Source organism: Streptococcus sp. SC1, assembly GCF_030272855.1.
Classification (GTDB): domain Bacteria; phylum Bacillota; class Bacilli; order Lactobacillales; family Streptococcaceae; genus Streptococcus.
On record NZ_JAQCMU010000001.1, the window covers coordinates 372,362 to 393,094 of the forward strand.

General features: G+C 38.1%; 24 protein-coding genes, 1 tRNA gene and 3 pseudogenes. 24 read left to right on the forward strand and 4 right to left on the reverse strand.

The window, feature by feature from the left end; translation table 11 throughout:
- Positions 1-153: 153 nt before the first annotated feature.
- The 11 genes and pseudogenes from PAN94_RS01920 to PAN94_RS01970 form a co-directional block, all read left to right on the forward strand.
- Positions 154-744 (forward strand): annotated as a pseudogene (locus PAN94_RS01920) (IS256 family transposase); the annotation flags it as partial.
- Positions 745-924: 180 nt separating this feature from the next.
- Positions 925-1,203 (forward strand): DUF6110 family protein, encoded by a 279-nt coding sequence (locus PAN94_RS01925; RefSeq protein WP_002902306.1) that lies wholly within the window; start codon positions 925-927, stop codon positions 1,201-1,203.
- Position 1,204: 1 nt separating this feature from the next.
- Positions 1,205-3,268 carry a heavy metal translocating P-type ATPase gene (locus PAN94_RS01930; RefSeq protein ID WP_002893754.1) on the forward strand — a complete coding sequence of 688 codons (2,064 nt, stop codon included), beginning with the start codon at positions 1,205-1,207 and terminating at the stop codon, positions 3,266-3,268.
- A gap of 299 nt (positions 3,269-3,567) precedes the next feature.
- Positions 3,568-4,182 carry a CadD family cadmium resistance transporter gene (locus PAN94_RS01935; RefSeq protein WP_002911684.1) on the forward strand — a complete coding sequence of 205 codons (615 nt, stop codon included), beginning with the start codon at positions 3,568-3,570 and terminating at the stop codon, positions 4,180-4,182.
- 11 nt (positions 4,183-4,193) lie between these two features.
- Positions 4,194-4,532: a Cd(II)/Zn(II)-sensing metalloregulatory transcriptional regulator CadX gene (gene cadX / locus PAN94_RS01940; protein WP_002889640.1), complete on the forward strand. Its 339-nt coding sequence runs from the start codon at positions 4,194-4,196 to the stop codon at positions 4,530-4,532.
- A gap of 43 nt (positions 4,533-4,575) precedes the next feature.
- Complete coding sequence (locus tag PAN94_RS01945; protein WP_000667627.1) at positions 4,576-4,710, forward strand: hypothetical protein; 135 nt, start codon at positions 4,576-4,578, stop codon at positions 4,708-4,710.
- A 219-nt stretch (positions 4,711-4,929) separates the two neighbouring features.
- Positions 4,930-5,511, forward strand: coding sequence for a TMEM175 family protein (locus tag PAN94_RS01950; RefSeq protein WP_014633791.1), 582 nt, complete (start codon positions 4,930-4,932; stop codon positions 5,509-5,511).
- Positions 5,512-6,067: 556 nt separating this feature from the next.
- Positions 6,068-6,508 (forward strand): annotated as a pseudogene (locus PAN94_RS01955) (FtsX-like permease family protein); the annotation flags it as partial.
- Between the two features lie 58 nt (positions 6,509-6,566).
- Positions 6,567-6,872: pseudogene (locus PAN94_RS01960) on the forward strand (DUF898 family protein).
- Positions 6,873-7,148: 276 nt separating this feature from the next.
- Positions 7,149-8,198 carry a DUF389 domain-containing protein gene (locus PAN94_RS01965; protein ID WP_048766478.1) on the forward strand — a complete coding sequence of 350 codons (1,050 nt, stop codon included), beginning with the start codon at positions 7,149-7,151 and terminating at the stop codon, positions 8,196-8,198.
- Between the two features lie 783 nt (positions 8,199-8,981).
- Positions 8,982-9,494: a GNAT family N-acetyltransferase gene (locus PAN94_RS01970; protein ID WP_048766476.1), complete on the forward strand. Its 513-nt coding sequence runs from the start codon at positions 8,982-8,984 to the stop codon at positions 9,492-9,494.
- A 338-nt stretch (positions 9,495-9,832) separates the two neighbouring features.
- On the opposite strand, the gene PAN94_RS01975 is transcribed toward PAN94_RS01970, so the two are convergent.
- From PAN94_RS01975 to PAN94_RS01985, 3 genes are all read right to left on the reverse strand, one after another.
- Positions 9,833-10,036, reverse strand: a complete 204-nt coding sequence (locus PAN94_RS01975; RefSeq protein ID WP_048766472.1) for a CsbD family protein — start codon at positions 10,034-10,036, stop codon at positions 9,833-9,835.
- A gap of 136 nt (positions 10,037-10,172) precedes the next feature.
- Positions 10,173-10,802, reverse strand: coding sequence for a DUF421 domain-containing protein (locus PAN94_RS01980; RefSeq protein WP_048766471.1), 630 nt, complete (start codon positions 10,800-10,802; stop codon positions 10,173-10,175).
- On the reverse strand, positions 10,802-11,254 hold the full coding sequence (locus tag PAN94_RS01985) for a DUF3290 family protein (protein ID WP_062005147.1): 453 nt from the start codon (positions 11,252-11,254) through the stop codon (positions 10,802-10,804). The genes PAN94_RS01980 and PAN94_RS01985 overlap by 1 nt, the downstream gene beginning before the upstream one ends.
- A gap of 213 nt (positions 11,255-11,467) precedes the next feature.
- Here PAN94_RS01985 and PAN94_RS01990 point away from each other — a divergent pair.
- A tRNA-Thr gene (locus PAN94_RS01990) sits at positions 11,468-11,540 on the forward strand.
- Between the two features lie 53 nt (positions 11,541-11,593).
- Here PAN94_RS01990 and PAN94_RS01995 read toward each other — a convergent pair.
- Positions 11,594-11,857, reverse strand: coding sequence for a SemiSWEET family transporter (locus PAN94_RS01995; protein WP_005591744.1), 264 nt, complete (start codon positions 11,855-11,857; stop codon positions 11,594-11,596).
- A gap of 404 nt (positions 11,858-12,261) precedes the next feature.
- On the opposite strand from PAN94_RS01995, the gene PAN94_RS02000 reads away from it, so the two are divergent.
- The 12 genes from PAN94_RS02000 to PAN94_RS02055 all read left to right on the forward strand — a co-directional run bounded on the left by PAN94_RS02000 (position 12,262) and on the right by PAN94_RS02055 (position 20,578).
- The gene (locus tag PAN94_RS02000; RefSeq protein ID WP_187420822.1) at positions 12,262-12,708 is read left to right on the forward strand and encodes a LytTR family DNA-binding domain-containing protein; all 447 of its coding nucleotides are present in this window, start codon (positions 12,262-12,264) and stop codon (positions 12,706-12,708) included.
- Positions 12,709-12,713: 5 nt separating this feature from the next.
- Complete coding sequence (locus PAN94_RS02005; protein WP_005591746.1) at positions 12,714-13,379, forward strand: LiaF transmembrane domain-containing protein; 666 nt, start codon at positions 12,714-12,716, stop codon at positions 13,377-13,379.
- A 135-nt stretch (positions 13,380-13,514) separates the two neighbouring features.
- Positions 13,515-13,703, forward strand: a complete 189-nt coding sequence (gene rpmB, locus PAN94_RS02010) for a 50S ribosomal protein L28 (protein ID WP_001140948.1) — start codon at positions 13,515-13,517, stop codon at positions 13,701-13,703.
- Positions 13,704-13,848: 145 nt separating this feature from the next.
- Positions 13,849-14,214, forward strand: coding sequence for an Asp23/Gls24 family envelope stress response protein (locus PAN94_RS02015; protein ID WP_005591747.1), 366 nt, complete (start codon positions 13,849-13,851; stop codon positions 14,212-14,214).
- 2 nt (positions 14,215-14,216) lie between these two features.
- Positions 14,217-15,881 carry a DAK2 domain-containing protein gene (locus PAN94_RS02020; protein ID WP_048792274.1) on the forward strand — a complete coding sequence of 555 codons (1,665 nt, stop codon included), beginning with the start codon at positions 14,217-14,219 and terminating at the stop codon, positions 15,879-15,881.
- Positions 15,882-16,144: 263 nt separating this feature from the next.
- On the forward strand, positions 16,145-16,741 hold the full coding sequence (locus PAN94_RS02025; RefSeq protein ID WP_048792273.1) for an SP0191 family lipoprotein: 597 nt from the start codon (positions 16,145-16,147) through the stop codon (positions 16,739-16,741).
- Positions 16,742-16,888: 147 nt separating this feature from the next.
- Entirely contained in the window at positions 16,889-17,065 is a 177-nt protein-coding gene (locus tag PAN94_RS02030) for a hypothetical protein (RefSeq protein ID WP_193389942.1), read from the forward strand.
- Positions 17,066-17,067: 2 nt separating this feature from the next.
- Entirely contained in the window at positions 17,068-17,262 is a 195-nt protein-coding gene (locus tag PAN94_RS02035; RefSeq protein ID WP_048792272.1) for a hypothetical protein, read from the forward strand.
- Positions 17,249-18,124 (forward strand): ABC transporter ATP-binding protein, encoded by an 876-nt coding sequence (locus PAN94_RS02040; RefSeq protein ID WP_048792271.1) that lies wholly within the window; start codon positions 17,249-17,251, stop codon positions 18,122-18,124. Before PAN94_RS02035 ends, PAN94_RS02040 begins: the two co-directional genes overlap by 14 nt.
- Positions 18,125-18,136: 12 nt before the next feature.
- Positions 18,137-18,871 carry an ABC transporter permease gene (locus tag PAN94_RS02045; protein ID WP_048792270.1) on the forward strand — a complete coding sequence of 245 codons (735 nt, stop codon included), beginning with the start codon at positions 18,137-18,139 and terminating at the stop codon, positions 18,869-18,871.
- 4 nt (positions 18,872-18,875) lie between these two features.
- Positions 18,876-19,982 (forward strand): sensor histidine kinase, encoded by a 1,107-nt coding sequence (locus tag PAN94_RS02050; protein WP_048792269.1) that lies wholly within the window; start codon positions 18,876-18,878, stop codon positions 19,980-19,982.
- On the forward strand, positions 19,979-20,578 hold the full coding sequence (locus PAN94_RS02055) for a response regulator transcription factor (RefSeq protein ID WP_285874400.1): 600 nt from the start codon (positions 19,979-19,981) through the stop codon (positions 20,576-20,578). The genes PAN94_RS02050 and PAN94_RS02055 overlap by 4 nt, the downstream gene beginning before the upstream one ends.
- Positions 20,579-20,733 lie beyond the last annotated feature (155 nt).

A 20,733-nucleotide genomic window follows, 5' to 3' on the forward strand; every position in this document is an offset into this window, starting at 1 on the left:
CGTAAAGCATCACAATTTAGTAAACGTTAATTCGTTACTGGACAGCAGAATACAAACGAAAACACTTTGCATCTTGCAAGGTGTTTTTTTCTATGAGAACTGGCGGTGCGCAATTAGGATAGCTCTAGCGACTTTAGTCGCATAGAGATATGCTATGCACAGTTGCCTCAAGAAAACAATGCTTCTTGGTCCACCCTGTTAGACAAGCTTCAAAACCAAGGAATCCAACAGATTTCTCTTGTAGTTACAGATGGCTTTAAGGGGCTTGAGCAGATTATCAGTCAGGCTCACCCATTAGCTAAACAACAATGTTGCTTAATTCATATTAGTCGAAATCTAGCTAGTAAAGTGAAACGAGCAGATAGAGCGGTTATTCTGGGGCAATTTATAATGATTTATCGTGCTGAAAATTTAGAAATGGCAGGACAAGCTTTAGAGGACTTTCTCGCCGAATGGAAACCAAAGTATAGGAAAGTCATGGAAAGTCTGGAGAAGACGGATAATCTTTTAACTTTTTATCAGTTTCCCTACCAGATTTGGCACAGCATGTATTCGACAAACCTCATTGAGTCTCTTAACAAAGAAATCAAACATCAAACGAAAAAGAAGGTTCTTTTTCCTAATGAGGAGGCTCTGGAACGTTACTTAGTTACGTTGTTTGAAGATTATAATTTCAAGCAAAGTCAACGAATCCATAAAGGGTTTGGTCAATGTTCTGATACACTTGAAAGCTTATTTAATTAACACTCCGTAACTCTACTTAAGTGTTTACACATAATTATTGACAGTATCAAAAAATAAAGTATATTGTTTTCATCATAATATAATTAAATATCAGTATAGAGAATTTTATCTATATATCAGATATCAGCAATTGCTTTTGCTGTCATTTTTCGCTACAATAGTTACAAGGAGGAAATAAACATGTTAAAAGAAGTATTAAACGTCGTAAAAGTTGCGAAAAAATCATCTCTCTTCTTAGGAGGGGTAGCATTTGGGACGCTTGGCTTGAAAGTCTTAGCAAGTAAAGAAGCTAAGAAAGGCTATTCTAAGGCCTTGGCTAAAGCTTACAAATTGAAAGATGGACTGGATGCATCTGTTTCTGTTGTAAAACAACACGGTGATGATGTTTTACAAGACGCTAAATATTTATACGAACAGGAAAAGAAAGAAGAACAATTAGATAGCCTGACAGGTGAATAATATGTCTTTTAAAGTGCTACACAGAGGATATCAACATATCCGATTATCGTCCTCGTTTTCACTGACCTTGGATATTCAAGATTATCTTCGTTCCTTGGCTAAAGATGAAAAAGGGATCGACTCTATTCAGTTTTATATGGATCAGCAGCACTTTACTCTACGTATGAAAGAAGGCTTCTCTGTATTAGAAAATGCAGAGGCCTTTTTAAAAAAAATTGACAAGGGGAAAGTTTCGGACTTGATGACTCTTCCCATTCGTAGAGAAGAGAGTGCTTATTCAATTGTATCGGGTGCAGCGATTAAGCGTTTGCTGTTTCGAAGTTTTGTACCCTACCCTATTCGTTATATTTGGACTTGTTATCAGGCTTTGGGTTATGTCAAAGAAGCCTATCAAACTTTAGCGCGCAAGGAACTAACCATGGAGGTCTTGGACTGTTCGGCCATTTTGTTGTCCTTGTTTATGAACCAATCCAAGACAGCTAGCAACATCATGTTTATGCTTGATTTGGGTAATCATCTGGATCAGTGGTCTTTAAAAAAAACAGCAACAGATTTGGAACAAAGCCTTCTTGCTAAAGAAAGTGATGTTTTCTTAGTGCGGGGAGACATGGTCATCAGCATCAAGAGTTCTGATGTTCAAGTAGGTGATGTATTAGTTGTCTCCCAAGGTAATGAAATCTTGTTTGACGGCCAAGTGGTTTCAGGATTAGGCATGGTCAATGAGAGTTCCTTGACTGGAGAGAGCTTCCCTGTTGAAAAGAAAGAGGGAGATTCTGTATGTGCGAATACTGTTTTGGAAACAGGAGAGTTAAGAATTCGTGTGACTGATAATCAGATAAACAGTCGTATTTTGCAACTCATCAATCTGATGAAAAAATCTGAAGAGAGTAAGAAGACAAAACAACGTCATTTTATTAGGATGGCAGACAAGGTTGTAAAATATAACTTCTTAGGTGCTGGTTTGACTTATCTGTTAACAGGTTCGTTTTCAAAAGCCATTTCCTTTTTATTGGTGGATTTTTCATGTGCTCTAAAAATATCCACACCTGTAGCCTACCTTACGGCCATAAAGGAAGGTCTAAATCGAGAAATGGTTATTAAAGATGGTGATGTATTAGAAAAATATCTGGAAGTGGATACTTTCTTGTTTGATAAAACGGGTACCATCACGACGAGTTATCCTTTGGTTGAAAAGGTTCTTCCTTTCGGAGATTATACTGAGAAAGATATTTTAAGAATAAGTGCATGTTTGGAGGAACATATCTATCATCCTATTGCCAATGCAATTGTTAAACAAGCTGAAATTGAAGGCATTGAACACGAAGAAATGCATGGCAAGCTTCAGTATGTTGCAAGCAAAGGGATTAAATCGCAAATTGATGGTCAATCGGTTGTCATTGGAAATTATGTACTAATGCAAGACGAACAGGTAAGAATTAGTTCTGAGCAGCTGGCCTTGATTGAGCAATATAAGACTCATTACAATTTATTGTTTTTGGCTTATAAGAAAGAATTAATTGGGATGTTTTGTATCCACACTCCCTTGAGAAGCGAGGCGAAAGTTGCATTGAAAAAGCTAAAGCGCCAAGGGAAAAAACTGATTCTGGCAACTGGTGATACGTTGGCTAGAACAGAAGAGTTGGTTAAAGATCTGCCATTTGACAACGTTTATACTGATTTAAAACCAGATGGTAAGTTTCAGTTGGTTCAGGAATTACAGAAAGCTGGCCGAACTATTTTGATGGTTGGAGACGGGTTAAACGACTCTGCTGCCTTGACGCTTGCAGATATTGGGGTTGTGATGAATGAAAGTGCTGATATTTCTAAGCAGATGAGTGATATTTTATTATTAGATAATCGTTTAGATTTCTTCGAGGAATTGAATTCTTTATCTGAATCGTTGCAGAAATTAATTCAAAGAAATATTCAAGAAACAGTTGTAATAAATGGAAGTTTAATTGGATTTGGGTTGTTAAATTGGTTAAGCCCATCTAATCTTTCGATATTGCACAATCTGACTACTTTAAGAATCGTCCTTCGTAGTCTTTCTATTAAAAGTAGGTAAGAGACCGAGAAGCTGAGGTTATAAAAACTAAAAGGAGTTGTCTCATTTGAGAATAACGGTTCTTTGTCAACTGTAGTGGGTTGGTGGAAAATTATACCCTGGAGAGGACCAAATTGGTTCTCTCCTTTTAAATATTGAAAAAACCATTGGCAGTGGACATACTTTAAGACTATATATTTCTGAAACTAGTTTCACAATACAAATATTGACATGCAATTATTAATTGGTGGATTTTAAGTTGACATCTACAAAGGTTAATGTTAGAATACATTCAAAAATATATTTGAATGAGGTGTTTTATGATTCAAAATATTGTTACTTCAATAATCCTGTATTCTGGGACAGCCGTAGACTTACTTATTATCCTAATGTTATTTTTTGCCAAAAGAAAAAGCAGAAAGGACATCATTAACATCTATTTAGGACAATTTCTAGGCTCTGTTAGTCTAATATTCCTAAGTTTGCTTTTTGCATTTGTCTTAAATTATATTCCTAGTAAAGAGATTTTAGGTTTACTCGGTTTGATTCCAATTTTCCTAGGCCTCAAAGTTTTGCTTTTAGGAGATTCTGATGGAGAAGCTATTGCAAAAGATGGTTTGCGAAAAGACAATAAAAACCTGATTTTTCTAGTCGCTATGATTACTTTTGCAAGTTGTGGCGCTGACAATATTGGTGTCTTTGTCCCATATTTTACCACCTTAAATTTAGCGAATTTGATAGTGACTTTACTTACTTTTCTAGTCATGATTTATCTCTTGGTTTTTTCTGCCCAAAAATTAGCACAAGTCCCTTCTGTTGGAGAAACTTTGGAAAAATATAGCAGATGGTTTATTGCCGTTGTCTATTTAGGATTGGGGATGTATATCCTGATTGAAAACAACAGCTTTGACATGCTATGGGCTGTGTTAGGCTAGGAGAAAAAATTATGAAAAAAGATAGTATCTGTCAAGTGGATGTTATAAATCAACAAAATGTTACAACCGCAACGAACTACCTTGAAAAGGAAAAAGTCCAAAAATCACTTCGCATTTTATCAAAATTTACCGATAATAAACAGATAAATATCATCTTTTATCTCCTTGCCGTCGAAGAACTCTGTGTCTGCGATATAGCCTGTTTATTAAATCTCAGTATGGCATCTGCCTCCCACCATCTTCGTAAACTAGCCAATCAAAACATCTTGGACACTAGAAGAGAGGGGAAAATTATATATTATTTTATAAAGGATGAGGAAATCAAAGACTTTTTTAATCAACTAGGATAACAACTATTTTTACTACTTTACCATGATTATAGGGAGATTATATATGAAATTTTTTGATGAAAATTACTCACAAGAAATACCTACTCGTATCAAATGTTTAAGAAAAAAGTATAATTTAAAGCAAAGCGACCTAGGTAATGCAGGTCAAGTTAGCCAAGTTGAAAAGGAAGAAATCTGAAAGAAAATGTATCTTTGATAGTAGTCATTTATTGTGAAATATGATATATTTATTGATTAGATGGATGAATATTTCTAAAGTTAAATAAAATATGACAGATACATGCTTTTTAGTGTATCTTGTTTGTACTCAAAATATGAAGTGACTATCCAATATTTAAGATTAATAAATATTATACGATGAGATAGAATGCTACAAAATGAAAGGCGATGTAATCTGATGAAGAAAGATAGATTAATTGCATTGACAGATGCGGTTCTAGCAATTATAATGACTATCCTAATCTTAGAATTAGAAAAACCAACGACACCAAGTCTTCAAGCTTTTTGGGATTTACGGCAAAATTTCTTTGCTTATTTTCTTTCTTTTTTCTGGTTGGGATCGTTATGGATGGCACTAAACACATTATGGGAAAAGGTTGAGAAAATTTCTCAACAAATTGTTTGGTGGAATTTGTTTCTTTTATTTTTTGTTTCATTTATGCCCTATGCTACTGGAATAGTTAGTAGTCATTTCATGAATCATACGGCACAGCTCTTTTATGGACTGATCGTTATTGTTTCAACGGTAGCAAACTGGTTTTTACATAAAGTAATTGATAAACCCAATATAGATCAGAAAGAATTACTTGAAGCTACCGCACAATATAGGAAGTTATTGATACCTGACCTAATAATTAAAGGAGTGGGATTGATTCTGTCCTTAATTCTCTATCCTCCGATTATGATGTATAGTGTTTTAATTGCGGCATTTTACATCATAACTTTAAAAACACTATCCGAAAAAAGAGTGAATAACTAAAAAACGGTGACCAAAGTTAGGTGTATTATTTTAATGCTTAGAGACCTAAACTATTCCCTATTTTAAAAATATTGATTCAGATTTTATGAAATTAAAAAGTAGATATTGTTCAGAAAATCCTTGATATTACGCTGTTTTTAGTCCAACTGAAACCCATACTTTCCAAACCAGGCTTGAAAAGGCTCGTAAAGCATCACAGTTCTCAAAACATTAAGAAATGGCTACAATACAGCATTTACAACACTTCATGGTTCACACCATGGGGTGTTTTTTGACGTTTTTTAACAAAATTCACGCCACTTTTCACACCAAATTCAGGCTCTTTTCTACCATTTGTCAAGTCTATCAAGGCTTTAAGTAAAAAAAGAGTTAAGACAGTAGCTATTCTGAGGTTACTGTCTTATTTTTAACACTTTTTGATCCATAAAGGGCATGCTAAAAAACACCTCATCTGGTATTTTTGTCAACTGTAGTGGGTTACCAAAAAGTCATACTCTGGAGAGGACAAGATTTGTTCTCTCCTTATAAACAATCGCTTCATTTTGAAAATCAGGAAAGCCTTGTTTACGGATCTAGTAAAGCAAATAATAGCCAAGAAGGCAATGCAATGTTTGGTGCCTTCTTCTTTATCGGTATCTTCCTATCCATTATCTTTATGGTCGGTACTGTATTAGTCATCTACTACAAACAAATCTCTGAAAGATATGAAGATCGCGAACGCTTTGTAATTTTGCAAAAGGTTGGTTTGGATCAAAAGCAGATCAAGCAAACTATTAACAAGCAAATCTTGACCGTTTTCTTTCTTCCTGCAATCTTTGCCTTCCTCCATCTGGCCTTTGCTTATCATATGTTGAGCTTGATTCTAAAGGTCATTGGAGTAGTCGATGCGACCATGATGTTGACGATAACCTTATCAATCTGTGGAATCTTTGCACTCATCTATGTTTTAATCTTTATGATTACTTCAAGAAGTTATCGTAAGATTGTTCAAATGTAAAAAATAATAATGCAATAGAGCGCCTAGAATATAAACATATAAAAATAAAGGAGATAATATGAAATCTGAAAGTTATTTTGACGGAGGAATCCTAGATTATATTGGATACTCTGTCTTAGTAGCCATAATTTGCGGGCTTACCTTGGGGATCGCAACACCTTGGGCGGTTTGCATGATGCAAAATTGGAAAACCAAACACACAGTAGTGGATGGGCAACGTCTATACTTTGACGGGAATGGAGCACAACTGTTCGGTAACTGGATCAAGTAGTTTCTTCTAACCATCATCATGTTTGGAATCTATGGCTTCTGGTTGAACATAAAAATGGAGCAATGGATTGTCAAACACACTCATCATGTTTAAAGATTAAAACGGCATCTTCTTTCAGAGGAGATAACGTTTCTTCATCTTCGGATAAGGAAACAAAAATTACTTCCTTTCTCTATCTTTTAGATTAATTGATTTCTTCAGAGAAAGACTGTAAAATTTTTGATATAATGTTAAGGATGGATTGATGGATATTTAAAGGATAATTTTCAAAAGAATGACAGGTGAGCATTAAAAATATGTAAGATTGGACAGAAGTCTCTCTACCATCATTCAGGCAGAAAAAATTATATGAAATAAAAGGAGTAACCAATGTCCGGAAACTATTCAACACGTGAATTCCGCGAGAAACTATATGATGACCTTCATGTTCGATTAAGAGATACAGTGATTTTGATGTGTGCGATTTTTATTGCCTCTATAGGTTTAAATATGAATTCAACAGCTGTCATTATAGGAGCCATGTTGATTTCACCTCTCATGACACCGATTGTTGGATTGGGGTTCGGTTTAGCTATTTTTGACACTCGTTTAGTCAAGCAATCTCTAGAGGTTTTATTTACTCAAGTATTGGTCAGTTTGCTTGTCTCGACTCTGTATTTCTGGATTTCTCCCTTATCTTATGCAAGTAGCGAGTTGATTGCACGAACCTCTCCAACCATTTGGGATGTTCTCATTGCTATTGCTGGTGGGATAGCAGGTTTTATTGGTTCAAGGAAAAAAGAAGCAAACAATATCGTACCAGGAGTAGCCATCGCAACAGCTTTGATGCCACCTATCTGCACTGCAGGATATGGTTTAGCTAATGGAAATGTACGATTTTTATTTGGGGCTCTTTATCTTTTCTTGATCAACTGTGTCTTTATCATGCTAATCAACATTGTTGGAACAAGAATTATGATGAGAAAATCTCCCTTAAGTTCATTTAAAGAGCTAAATATTAAAATGAGAATTGGGTTGATCTCCTTGATTGTATTATTGGTTCTTCCAGCCAGCTATTCAGCAGTTACTCTGACGATGGATCAAGCGCGAAAAGAAGGGATCAAACAGTTTGTAGGAAAAGAGTTCGCCAATCATACGGTCATAAATCAAGTCTACAAGTCAAGGAATAATGAATTGGTCTTGACGGTCGTTGGAGATCAGATTTCAGAAGAAGAATTAGAAACAATTCGCCAAAAACAAGCCTCTTACGGTATTCAATCTGTTCAATTGAAAGTCAATCAAGTCCATAATTCGACAAAATTAGATAGTGAAGCGACCAAGGAATTTTATGAAACCATTGACAAGTATATCGATCAAAAACTCTCTGAAAAGGATTCGCAAAAAGATCTCGTAAAAGAAAATGAAGCAGACAAGGATTGAGGACGAGGAACTGAATAGGTTTTTATGCCGTGTTTTTCTTGTTTGTTCTTCTTTCTTACCTATAACAAAATAAAATTGATGAATACGAGGTTTTTCTTTAGATGAAAGAAAGTACATAGAAGAAAGGGATAGTGTAAATGAGTAAAGTATTTTACTGCAAATTCAATTTATAAAAAAACAACCAGAAAGAAAATATTAATTTTGCGGTTTTTCTTTCTGGTTGTTTTCTGATAACGGAGGTTTGCTCAAATGCTATAAGAAATAAATTAGGAGATTTATCATCTAAAAAAATGTATATAACAAAAAATAATTTAACTAATGGTGTGAACTTTTAATATTTATCAGCTCAATTCGTGTATTTTTAGGATAAAGTTCACACCATTCAACTGAAATTTATTCAAATTAGATGAAATTCTGTTTTCTGTAAATGTGGGAAAACATTGATTTTAAGCGGATATTGAAACTTATTCAAATAAAAGTGTTTCCAACCAGGTCTTAAGAAAGCCCGTAAAGCTTCACAATTCTCAAAACGTTAATCAACACGATTATATCAAGTTTTCAAAGCACTCAAGAGTTTACCTCATGGGTGCTTTTTTCGTGTTTTTTGAAAAGTTCACCTCAAAACCCACCTTAGTTTTACCTTAATCTTGAATATTATTTTGTGTTATAATGTAAAAACGATATGAAAAAATAAAAGGATCTCTTTAAATTCTATAAATGTCACTTTGCGTAAAGAAAAGATAAGAAAATTTGAATGTAGATAATGGTGGGAGAGGATTTGCAATGATAAGTTTAGAGCTGCTGTCTGAAGAAAATAGTATAGATGTATATGCTTTTGAAAGAGAAAATCGGGAGTATTTTGAGCGGAATTTACCTCCCAGACCAGCTAACTATTTTGATTCAGAAGGTTTTAAAGAAATTACAAGGGAATTGTTAACAGAACAAGAAAATCATGATGTCTACATGCATCTTATTAGAGATTCGCAAGGCAGGATGGTCGGAAGAATCAATTTAAGTGTCTTAGAGGGTGATCGAAAAACAGCAGAACTTGGATATAGGATTGGGGAAAATGTTACCAATTTAGGCTATGCAAGCGAAGCGGTTAAGCTCGTTTTAGAAAAAGCCTTTATTACTTATGGTTTCAATAGAATCATTGCAGGAACAGCAACGGATAATCTGGCCTCCCAGAGAGTGCTTTTAAAAAATGGTTTCATCTTTAGTAGAATGATAGAAAATGACTTACACATTCATAATGAGTGGGTTCATACAGCAGTATTTGAGATAACGAATCGATAACATCATCATTCCCGGTTTACTGACAGGATAGATGGAGTTATCAACCTTTGCAGACATTCAAGAATTTTCATCAACTGTTTGATTAGCGAATCAGCTGTAATTACATATGCTTTTGTTACCTGTTTATCACTATGAGTTAAGGCTCCAGAAACAGGCTGTAGTGAAACTCCAGCTTGTTTTGTTAACCTGGCTCCTGTGTATCTTAGTTTGACATTCATGGGATGCTTCTGTTCTCTCCTGAAAAATCAATGCCTTAGCAATATAGAAAAACACCCTTATCCCTAGTTCTGCTAAAAGCATAGGATAAGAGTGTTTTTTATAAGAACGACAGATGATGATTATTCTTCGTCTTTTTTGATAATGTTTTTAACGCCTGCGATAGCACCTTCAACAGCGCCTTTTGCGTCTTCAGCAACTTCTTTCGCTTTTGAAGCTAGTTTTTCAGCAGTGCCTTCTGCTTGAGTTTTTGTATCGCCAGTAAGTTTTCCCAATCCTTCTTTGAGAGAACCTTTAGCTTGGTTGAATTTTTCTTCGATTGACATGGAAATTTCCTCCCTTTATTAAATGTATTATCTAAGTTGGATGCGGTTTGATACTCATTCAAGCGAGATAATACATACAAGTATAGACTCTTTACTAAGAAAAAGCAAATAACTGCTACGAAATGACAAAACATTTTTAATAAGTCACGACATTAATTTCGCCTTTGTCATATTCTGCAATGAAGATATCGGAGACATTTTCAAAGCCTTCTTTTTGGAGTTCGGTCATCAACCATTCTTCTGACTTACCAATAGATTCTAAAATTTCAAGCTGGACAACTCCATCCGTAATGATTGGATACTTCGGATTTTCGTCGCCAATTCTTACGATAATCAATTGGCCATTTTGCTCGATGACAGCTCTTTTGACTTCTTTCAGTTGGAAGACTCCTTGGGAGCGTAATTTCAAAGCGACATCTGATGCGGATAGACCTTTTGAACGGCAGGCTTCAGGATCTAGTTTTCCGTTTTTGATGATAATAGTTGGTTTCCCATCAATCAGATGCTTGATGTAGGAAACATTGGTGTTCAGCCATTTTAAGAGCAAAATCAGAATAGTCCAGATGATTAGGATGATTGCATATTGAAGGATAGTAATGGAGCTATTGTAGATGACCCCGCCGATAATGCCACCGAGAACATAGTTTTGTACTTGGTCTGTTGCAGAGCTTGGTGCTAAATTTCCCTTACCTGTCATATTGATGACAAAAACGAGAGAAACGAGTCCCAAAGCTAACTTAATTGCAATTGTAATAAAAAAGCTCATTATTTTTCAACCTCCACGAGTTCAACGTCTGATTTGTACAGTTCCATTTTTTCCAATAAATAGCTATCCTGATCGGTTCCGCTAATAGCACGGTAGAATTGTTTGCCAACCTTAATGATAGCTCCATCTGTTGTAGCTGAAGTGTTGACGTAGACTTCTTCTTTCTCAACGCCTAATTCTTTTGAGACAACCTCAATAAAATGCAAGGAGCTACGGAATTGATTGTCATTTGACTGATTGTTTTGGAAGTTAGTAATGCTAATCAAAACAGTGGCTACTAGGGACAAGATAGAAATAATGGATAACTCACGGAACTTACTTCCTCGTTTATCTTTATAGGCCTTAAAGGCGAAAAATCCCGTCACTAAAACCAAGCAGGCTGATATAATCACCATCACCCAATTCTGCTGGCTAATCTGACTCAGTACATAGTCATATGAATAGAATTTCATAAGATTCCTCACTTTTTTTGAATTCAAGCTATTATAAAACAATTCAGCACCTACATCAATAGCTTTATATAGAAAAAATAAAGTTTTCTAGAACTTGTTTGAAATATGGAAGCTGTATATTCCTAAGTAGAATATTTCACTTCATCCGAGTTTCAAAATTGCAATAGAACTTGACAAAATCATTCAGAGTGCTAGAATAGGAGACAGGTAGAGGCCGATTTAGCTCAGTTGGTAGAGCAACGCACTCGTAACGCGTAGGTCACAGGTTCGAACCCTGCAATCGGCAGAAAGAAAACCAGCACCTTTTTTATGGGGTTGCTGGTTTTGTTTATATAATTCTTATAAAGAAGTAAGAAAAGTTAGGCCACCTAATATCACGCCCGCAGCATTGGGAATAATGAGGATCCAGTCTTTTTTAGGTTCTTTTGTCCAACCGTAGATAACCCAAATCAGGCAAGAAACTGCTGCGAATAGTGGTTGGAAAGGTTGAGCTTTGGATCCTTGTAAGTTTGCGATAATTTGTGGAATATAAGCGACGAATACAAGAATTCCAATAAAAGCTCCAATAGATCCGACAAAACGATTAATTTTTTGTTTTGACATACGATACCTCCTGAGCGTCCATTATATCAAAACGGAAAAAATTGTCAAATGAGACATAAGCCAGTATGGAGAATAAGTTTTAGTTTTTATCTAAAACTAAGAGAAAGAGCCAAGTGTGGTTTGAGAAGGAGCGTTAGAATTGTTCATACCCGATTTGTCCATTGTTAGGCTGAATAGAGAGCTCATGATCGTAGAAATAGTAGTAAATCAGTATTGTCGTGTTGATAAAAATAGGTAATGATCAATTTCTTTGAAGCCTTATGTTTGGAAAATTCAGGATTTCTTATTTCATTTCAATCTTTTAAAGCAACCACTTACTGCTCCAAATTGACCACTTACTGAAAGTCCCTTGTTTCTTTTCAAGAAATTGTTATAATGAAGATAGAAAGAGGGGAGGAGTGCTTATGAAGATTCGGATTGAGCTAGACGATCGTTTGGCTGATACAGAATTGGTGATTCGAGTATCGCGGATTGATGAGAGGATTCAGAAGATTCAAGATGCTTTGAATGAAGCGACTGCTCCAGCTATTCTCTTTTATAAGGAAAATAGTGAGTATTTTGTGGACTTGGCGGAGATTCTCTTTTTTGAGACCGATGGAGCCAAAATCTTTGCCCACGCGCGCAATGATGCCTATGAGGTCAAGTTGAAGCTCTACGAGCTGGAGGAGTTGCTGCCCCGTTATTTTTGCAGAATTTCCAAATCAACCATTGCTAATGCTAGGGCGATTTATTCTTTAGAAAAGTCTTTCTCGGGTACCAGTTCCGTCCAGTTTTCTGAGACACATAAGAAAGTGCATGTTTCAAGGCATTATTATCAACTACTAAAAGAAAAGTTAAGTGAAGTGAGGTAATCATCATGAAAAAAACAATTCTAGGCGTCGGTTTTTTGGTTTTAGCCGGCTGGATTTTGCTTCAGGGAAACTTTGGTATTCCTATGTTCAATTTTAATATCTGGCCTCTGCTTTTGGTCGGCATGTTTGCGTATTTTGCTTTGGAGAATTTCTTGGAGCGAGATTTTGGTGCTGCTCTGATCATGACGATTATTGCTCTGATAATTGCTAATTCTGTCTATCACTTCTTAGCAATCTCTACAGGCACCTTGGTAATGGGTGGTGTTTTGGCCTGCATTGGGCTTAACATGATTTTTAAACCGAGAAGGATCTGGGGTGTTCGTTATTTGTCTAGCAAGGGCTTGTCTACAACAGAAGGAGAGATTTCCTTTGGCAGCGGGACTCGCTATATCAACTCGGATAATTTTATCCATGATAAAGTAGAGTGCGCTTTTGGCAGTGCGGCCGTCTATTTTGATAATGCCAGAATTTTAGGTGATTCTGCTAGTTTTGATGTGGAAGTATCCTTCGGTAGTGCGGTGCTTTACATCCCAAGTAACTGGCGAGTAGAGCTAAATGTGGACAATGCTTTCGGTACGGTTGTCAATCCGCATAATGTCAATGAGAAAGACAAGACTTTATATGTGCGCGGTAACGTCGCCTTTGGATCTTTGAAGATTGTTTACATTTAAGAAAACGGATTATTGGTCAGAAATTGCAAAGTTTGGGAAAATTTACTTGCCAAAAGCTAAGTTTTTTGATAATATAGTACGGTATGTGGTGCTAGCACATCCGTAATATTAGATCTAATAGGAGGAAACACACTAATGGCTAAAGTATGTTACTTTACAGGTCGTAAGACTGTATCTGGAAACAACCGCTCTCACGCGATGAACCAAACAAAACGCGCTGTTAAACCAAATCTTCAAAAAGTTACTGTTTTGATCGACGGAAAACCTAAAAAAGTTTGGGCTTCAGCTCGCGCGCTTAAGTCAGGTAAAGTTGAACGCGTTTAATACATGAAAGGGATTGGAAAGATTTATTCCTTCCCTTTTTTGTTGTTGAATTTTCAGACTAGACAGTTTATTTCTGTCCTTCCTCTTTTACACCCTGTCTAAAATATGGTAAAATAAACTATAAAATACTTTTGAGGTACAAGTGATGACTGTAAAAATCAATACAAAAGATGGTCAAATTGAGCTGACTGATGACGTGATTGCAACCATCGTTGGCGGCGCAGCAACCGAAATTTTTGGTGTGGTTGGAATGGCCAGCAAAAATGCAATTAAAGATAACTTTCAAGCTCTTTTGGGTAAAGAAAACTATGCCAAGGGTGTGGTAGTAAAAACGTCTGAGGATGGTGGTATTGCAGTTGATGTTTATACCGTTTTGAGTTACGGCATTAAAATCAGTGAAGTTTCCAAGAATATCCAAGAACGCGTTAAGTTTAGTTTGGAAAATCAACTTGGGATCACTGCCCACACAGTGAATGTCTATATCCAAAATATTAAAGTTGTAGGAGAATAATCGTGTCAAATATTACTACTAGTTTATTTCAAGAAATGGTGCAGGCGGCATCAACTCGTTTAAATAAACAGGCTGAATATGTCAATTCGTTAAATGTTTTCCCAGTTCCAGATGGTGACACAGGAACCAATATGGGCATGACCATTGAAAATGGTGCCAAAGAAGTAGCTGATAAGTCAGCTTCAATAGTTGGTGAAGTGGCCGCTATCTTTGCCAAGGGACTCTTGATGGGTGCGCGTGGGAACTCTGGTGTTATCACGTCTCAACTCTTCCGTGGTTTTTCGCAAAGCGTAAAAGGCAAAGATGAGCTTGATGGACAAGCTTTGGCTCTTGCCTTCCAATCTGGTGTAGAAGTAGCCTATAAGGCTGTTATGAAGCCAGTTGAGGGAACAATTCTGACCGTTTCTCGTGGTGCGGCCATCGGTGCTAAAAAGAAAGCTGAAGCGACAAATGATGCTGTCGAAGTTATGAAAGCGGCTCTTGAAGGAGCAAAGACTGCCCTTGCTAAAACGCCAGATATGTTGCCAGTTCTCAAAGAAGTTGGTGTTGTGGACTCTGGTGGTCAAGGTTTGGTCTTTATCTATGAAGGTTTCCTTTCTGCCCTGACTGGCGAATATATCGCATCAGAAGATTTTCAAGCGACTCCGGCTACGATGAGCCAGATGATCAATGCTGAACACCACAAATCTGTAGCAGGCCATGTGGCGACAGAAGACATCACTTTTGGTTATTGTACAGAAATCATGGTGGCTTTGAAGCAAGGACCAACCTATGTCAAGGACTTTGACTATGATGAATTCCGTAATTATTTGAATGAGCTTGGCGATTCATTGCTGGTAGTTAATGATGATGAAATCGTGAAAGTGCACGTCCATACAGAAGATCCAGGTCTTGTTATGCAAGAAGGGCTGAAGTATGGTAGCCTTGTCAAGGTAAAAGTGGACAATATGCGCAACCAGCACGAAGCCCAGCTTGAAAAGGAAGAAAAATCTGCTAAACCAGCTGAAGAAAAAGAGTACGCTATTATTGCAGTAGTAGCTGGTGAAGGTCTTGCTGAAATCTTCAAGGCTCAGGGCGTGGATTATATCATTTCTGGCGGTCAGACTATGAACCCTTCTACAGAGGACTTTATCAAGGCTGTTGACCAGGTGAATGCGCGCAATATCATTTTCTTGCCAAACAATAAGAATATCTTCATGGCGGCTCAATCTGCAGCAGAAGTGCTTGAGCAACCAACGACAGTGATTGAAACGCGTACGCTTCCTCAAGGTTTGACAAGTCTTTTGGCCTTTGATAGTGGAAAAACTATCGAAGAGAACCATGATCGAATGACAGCTGCCTTGAGCGACGTGGTCAGTGGTAGCATTACGACTGCAGTTCGTGATACGACTATTGATGGCCTCGAAATCCATGAAAATGATAACTTGGGTATGGTTGATGGCAAAATCCTTGTGTCAAATCCAGATATGTTGACAACTCTGAAGGCAACCTTTGCGAAGATGTTGGATGAGGATAGTGAAATTATTTCCATCTATATCGGTGAAGACGGTGACGAGGAATTGGCAAATGGCTTGGCTCAAGATCTGATGGAAGAATATGAAGATCTAGAAGTTGAGATCCACCAAGGAAATCAGCCAGTTTATCCATATATTTTTAGTGTAGAATAATTTATTTGGGAGTGGGACAGAAATCGGTAATTCGTTAGAATTCGATTTCGTCGTCCCACCTCCGCACAGTTGAGTAGGGCTGTAAAAGTTGATGAAATCAGCGTAGTAGAGCCCACTCAACCACTGCGTCTTTGCTCGACAATCCAAAGACAATTGAGAGGCTAGGACTTTTGCCCCAGCCTCTTTGATTTTTTTATATGCAAGATTTAGACAAGATAGTGGCATTATGGTATACTGGAAAAAATAAAAAGAAAAGGTGTACTATGAAAAAGTTATTTATTCTAGTTATTTCTGCTTCTGTATTATTGACAGGTTGCGTATTTCCAAAATATGGCAAGCATCGTCCGAAAGTTCCAGCTGAATCAAAAGTTGCTAAAACAAGTTCTAGCTCGAGCTCAAGCTCAAGTGACTCCTCTACGAGTGCTTCTTCTGAAAGTACAGCTATTGTCTCTAAAACCTTGGTCGGAGACCTCAAAGGCATCCATCATCGTGATACGGTGACCTATCGAGGAGACAAACTCTTGAAACTTCGAATGGAACTGTTGAGTAATTTGCCAGAAGAAGCGAGTGGTGCTGCAGCAACTATGAGCCCAGAGGAAATGACCGCTATTATTCGAGAAGGAATGGAATCAGAACCAAACTATGTAGAAGCTAAGAATATGGAAGGAGTGACGATTGAATACTCCGTAACAGCTGATAAGAAATTACAGGCCATAGTTGATCTGGATTTTGAGAAAATGGATATAGCGAAAGTAGCAAGCCTATCTTTCTTTAAAGACTTGGGACTTAATGACATAAAAGACGTCTCTCCTTCAATGTTTATTTTAGGTATGAAATTAGGCGGCTTGAAAGAAGAATAAGAGTGTATAAAGGCGAGTCATCTCGTCTTTTTTTGCTGTCTAGAAACCATGACATTTGTCATATGGTCTAGTGACAAAATCATCTAGTCGGAAGATGCAGGAAGGTCTATAATACAAGTAAGAAATGAAGAAATAGGGAGTAGTTACATGAAAATATGGTTGATAAAGGTAGCAGTCTTGAGTCTCGTTGGGATGATGTTTTATCAGTTGGCGAGAATGAGCGGAGCAAGTCTTTACCGCTTTCCTTGGGAGATTTTTGCTAGCTTGGGAATGGCTAGCTATGTCCTAAAGGAAGTGGCTAAGTTAAGCAAGAGGAGAAAGTAGAAATGAAAAAATGGCTATCTATCTTATTCATTGGAGTTGCAATGGGTGTATGGTGTTTTCAGATGATACCGGGTTTTCTGTTGGAATTTCTACCCCGGCAATTTTATATAGGAGTATGGGGAGTGATTCTAGCTGTCTTTGTCATCTGGCCGCTCATCTATGATTTTATTAAGGAGGAAGATCATGAAATTGATTGAAGTGAAAAAGTTATCTAAAAGTATTCGGGGGAAGGAAATCTTGCGTCACATTTCCTTTGACATTGAAGAAGGGGATTGTGTGGCTCTAATTGGCCCCAACGGAGCTGGCAAAACAACTCTGATGGACTGTCTCCTAGGCGATAAATTCCTGACTTCTGGCCAAGCCCTGGTTCAAGGCTTAAAGCCAACGGATAATCGTTTGAAAGAGATGGTTGCCATTTTGCCACAGGAAAATACAGTGGTGGGGGATTTGAAAGTCAAGGAACTCCTGGCTTTCTTTCGCTCTATCTATCCTAATAGCCTGTCTGAAGAGGAAATCGATGTCTTGTTGGGCTTTTCTGACAAGCAGAAGAACCAGCTGGCTTCCAAGCTCTCTGGTGGTCAAAAACGTCTCTTCTCCTTTATCTTAGCCTTGATTGGCCGTCCAAAGATTCTTTTCTTAGATGAACCGACTTCGGCTATGGATACCTCGACCCGCCAGCATTTCTGGGAAATTGTGGATCAGCTCAAGAAGCAAGGTGTGACTATTGTCTATTCTTCCCACTACATTGAAGAAGTGGAGCATACGGCTGATCGGATTTTGGTGCTTCATAAGGGAGAGCTCATCCGCGACACCACGCCTTATGCCATGCGCAAGGAAGAGCAGGAAAAACACTTCACACTGCCTCTTTCCTATAAAGAAGTTGTGGAAAAGATAGCTGGTGTGACAGAGATTGAAATCAAGCAAAAGGCCTTATCCTTTGCGACCAAGGACGCCAGTCAGGTCTGGCACATTCTGCAGGAGCATGGCTGTACGATTGAAGAAATCGAAGTCCGCAATCGCACCCTGCTGGATAGTATTTTTGAGACGACACAAGAGTAAAGGAGCAGCATTATGAAAAATATGGTTAGTTTAATGAAAATGGAGTTGATTTTGATGAAGCGGCAGGCGGCTTACTACCTGCTCTCTATCGGTCTGCCCAGCGTGTTCTATCTGATCTTTTCAGGAATGATGTCAGGTTCTGATGTGCCGACGCTTGTGCTCCATACCTATCTCTTTTCTATGACCGTTTTTAGTATCATGTCCAGTGCTTTTTTCAGTATTCCCAGTACCTTGCAGTCGGATAAGACCAATAACTGGCAAAAAATGATTCAGCATTCGCCCGTTTCTATGGTAGAATATTATATATCCAAGCTTTTCAGTACTTTGTTGACCTTTCTGCTTTCCATCATCGTGGTCTTCTCTGTTGGACATTTCGTTCGTGGAGTCAATATGCCCATGATGGACTGGTTCGTGATTGCCCTAATTCTTTTGGTTGGCAGTATGGTCTTTATCGCCATGGGCGTCTTGGTCAGTCTCCTGCCCAGTGCCCAGCTCATGTCGGTCGTAGGCAATATCGTTTATATGGCTTTAGCGGTCTTGGGTGGGCTTTGGTTTCCACTGACTATGTTTCCAGACTGGCTACAACCCATCGGAAAGCTAACGCCAAGCTATCAGCTCATGCAGGTTGTCTCTTCCTATTTGGAACACCATGACTGGAATATCTCTGCCATGCTAATCGTCCTAGCCTACACCATTTTCTTTAGCATTTTAGTCCTTCAGCTCAAAAAACGGATTGAGGTTAAATAATTCTATGTGGGAAAAGTTCAAAAACATACATCATATGTTTCATATTTCTCTGGTCTTTATCATCTTTCCAATAGCGGGTGTTATCAGTGGTGAATACCCGCTTTTGACTTTGTTTTGGACAGCATTGTTTATAGGGGCTTACTATACCATCCTCACAGAGAAAAAGCCTTTCTACCAGGCACTGTCCTGGTGGGGCATGCTTGCTTACATCTTTTACACTTCCATTTGGCTGAATGGGGGGTTTGTTTGGTATATTTTTTATTTATCAAATCTTCTAATTTATCATTATAAGGCAATTTCCTTTACCTCTTGGCGCTTCTGGAGTTTCTTAGCTATCCAGCCTGCTCTTCTGGTGGGGTTGTATCTGCAACATCAATTGAGCGCTGGCTATCTGGTCTTTTTCTCAACGACCTTTCTCTTTTCGGATTTCTTGACCCTAGGTCTGCATCGCATCCAAGTCGCTGAACAGCTCAAGGAAGAAAAAAGCAAGCAGAACGCTCAGCTCAATCTCTTCCTAGCGGAAAATGAGCGCAATCGAATTGGACGGGATTTACACGATAGTCTGGGACATACCTTTGCCATGCTCAGCGTCAAGACAGAACTGGCCCAGCAATTCCTGCAAATGAAGGCCTACGAGCAGGCGGAGAAAGAGATGGAGGAAGTGCGGCGGATCAGTAAGCAGGCCATGGCAGATGTTCGACGGATTGTAGACAATCTCAAGACGCGGACGCTGGATGAAGAATTAGCAACAATCCGAACCATGCTGGAAATGAGCGATATTGACTTGGAGCTTCATAATCAGCTCAATGTTGCCAGCATCCCTACGGAAATGCAGTTTACCATTAGTATGATTTTGTTGGAATTAGCAACCAATATTATCAAGCATGCGGAGGCCAAGAAGTCCAGAATTGATTTGTATAGTCAGGATCGAGATTTGATCTTGGAAGTTGAAGATGACGGCCGAGGCTTTAAGCAAGTGACTGACCGAGATCTGCATTCGGTACGTGAGCGCTTGGAGGGACTTGACGGTAGAGTGGAGGTCATCAGCAATCACAAACCAACCATTATTCGCGTGCGCTTGCCATATAGGATTAGAGGAGACGAGCGATGAAGATATTATTAGCAGAAGATCAGAGCATGCTGCGGGATGCCCTTAGCCAGCTCTTGCAGTTGCAGCCGGATGTTGTTAGTGTTTCTCAAGCGGCAGACGGTCGTGAAGCTATGGAGCTGCTCAAGACCAATCCAGTCGATGTGGCTATCTTGGATGTAGAAATGCCCTATCAGACAGGGCTGGATGTTCTAGAATGGGTGAAGGAGCATCAGCCAGCTGTCAAGGTCATCATTGTGACGACTTTTAAGCGGCCAGGCTATTTTGAGCGAGCGGTTAAGGCGGATGTTGATGCCTATGTACTTAAGGAGCGTAGTATTGCTGACTTGATGAAGACCATCCACACTGTCTTGGCTGGGCAAAAAGAATACTCGCCTGAACTTATGGAAGTGCTGATGACTCATAAAAATCCCCTCTCCCATCAGGAACTTCTAGTCTTAGAAGCAGCAGCAACTGGGCTTTCTAATAAAGAAATTGCTGAAAAACTCTATTTATCAAATGGAACTATTCGCAACTATATGTCGACCATCCTGACTAAGCTAGCAGCAGACAATCGTACGGAAGCTGTCCGAATTGCTCAAGATCAAGGATGGATATAAAATAATTATCTCGCTACATTCGGATTTAGCGGGATTTTCTTATCTTTTTCAATCAGAATGAAAAAAAACATCCGCGATACTTGCAATTTTTTTCAAAAATGTTATCATAGTAGAAAGCTTTTTGAATTTTTAGAAAATTGTAAATAAATGAAAGG

Coding starts and splice junctions, on each gene's coding strand:
- PAN94_RS01945 (WP_000667627.1), top strand. CDS start 4,576: ATGAAATTTTTTGATGAAAATTACTCACAAGAAATACCTACTCGTATC.
- rpmB (WP_001140948.1), top strand. CDS start 13,515: ATGGCTAAAGTATGTTACTTTACAGGTCGTAAGACTGTATCTGGAAAC.
- cadX (WP_002889640.1), top strand. CDS start 4,194: ATGAAAAAAGATAGTATCTGTCAAGTGGATGTTATAAATCAACAAAAT.
- PAN94_RS02035 (WP_048792272.1), top strand. CDS start 17,068: ATGAAAAAATGGCTATCTATCTTATTCATTGGAGTTGCAATGGGTGTA.
- PAN94_RS01930 (WP_002893754.1), top strand. CDS start 1,205: ATGTCTTTTAAAGTGCTACACAGAGGATATCAACATATCCGATTATCG.
- PAN94_RS01975 (WP_048766472.1), bottom strand. CDS start 10,036: ATGTCAATCGAAGAAAAATTCAACCAAGCTAAAGGTTCTCTCAAAGAA.
- PAN94_RS01935 (WP_002911684.1), top strand. CDS start 3,568: ATGATTCAAAATATTGTTACTTCAATAATCCTGTATTCTGGGACAGCC.
- PAN94_RS01980 (WP_048766471.1), bottom strand. CDS start 10,802: ATGAGCTTTTTTATTACAATTGCAATTAAGTTAGCTTTGGGACTCGTT.
- PAN94_RS01925 (WP_002902306.1), top strand. CDS start 925: ATGTTAAAAGAAGTATTAAACGTCGTAAAAGTTGCGAAAAAATCATCT.
- PAN94_RS02040 (WP_048792271.1), top strand. CDS start 17,249: ATGAAATTGATTGAAGTGAAAAAGTTATCTAAAAGTATTCGGGGGAAG.
- PAN94_RS01970 (WP_048766476.1), top strand. CDS start 8,982: ATGATAAGTTTAGAGCTGCTGTCTGAAGAAAATAGTATAGATGTATAT.
- PAN94_RS02025 (WP_048792273.1), top strand. CDS start 16,145: ATGAAAAAGTTATTTATTCTAGTTATTTCTGCTTCTGTATTATTGACA.
- PAN94_RS02000 (WP_187420822.1), top strand. CDS start 12,262: ATGAAGATTCGGATTGAGCTAGACGATCGTTTGGCTGATACAGAATTG.
- PAN94_RS01985 (WP_062005147.1), bottom strand. CDS start 11,254: ATGAAATTCTATTCATATGACTATGTACTGAGTCAGATTAGCCAGCAG.
- PAN94_RS02015 (WP_005591747.1), top strand. CDS start 13,849: ATGACTGTAAAAATCAATACAAAAGATGGTCAAATTGAGCTGACTGAT.
- PAN94_RS01950 (WP_014633791.1), top strand. CDS start 4,930: ATGAAGAAAGATAGATTAATTGCATTGACAGATGCGGTTCTAGCAATT.
- PAN94_RS02045 (WP_048792270.1), top strand. CDS start 18,137: ATGAAAAATATGGTTAGTTTAATGAAAATGGAGTTGATTTTGATGAAG.
- PAN94_RS02005 (WP_005591746.1), top strand. CDS start 12,714: ATGAAAAAAACAATTCTAGGCGTCGGTTTTTTGGTTTTAGCCGGCTGG.
- PAN94_RS02050 (WP_048792269.1), top strand. CDS start 18,876: ATGTGGGAAAAGTTCAAAAACATACATCATATGTTTCATATTTCTCTG.
- PAN94_RS02030 (WP_193389942.1), top strand. CDS start 16,889: ATGAAAATATGGTTGATAAAGGTAGCAGTCTTGAGTCTCGTTGGGATG.
- PAN94_RS01995 (WP_005591744.1), bottom strand. CDS start 11,857: ATGTCAAAACAAAAAATTAATCGTTTTGTCGGATCTATTGGAGCTTTT.
- PAN94_RS02055 (WP_285874400.1), top strand. CDS start 19,979: ATGAAGATATTATTAGCAGAAGATCAGAGCATGCTGCGGGATGCCCTT.
- PAN94_RS01965 (WP_048766478.1), top strand. CDS start 7,149: ATGTCCGGAAACTATTCAACACGTGAATTCCGCGAGAAACTATATGAT.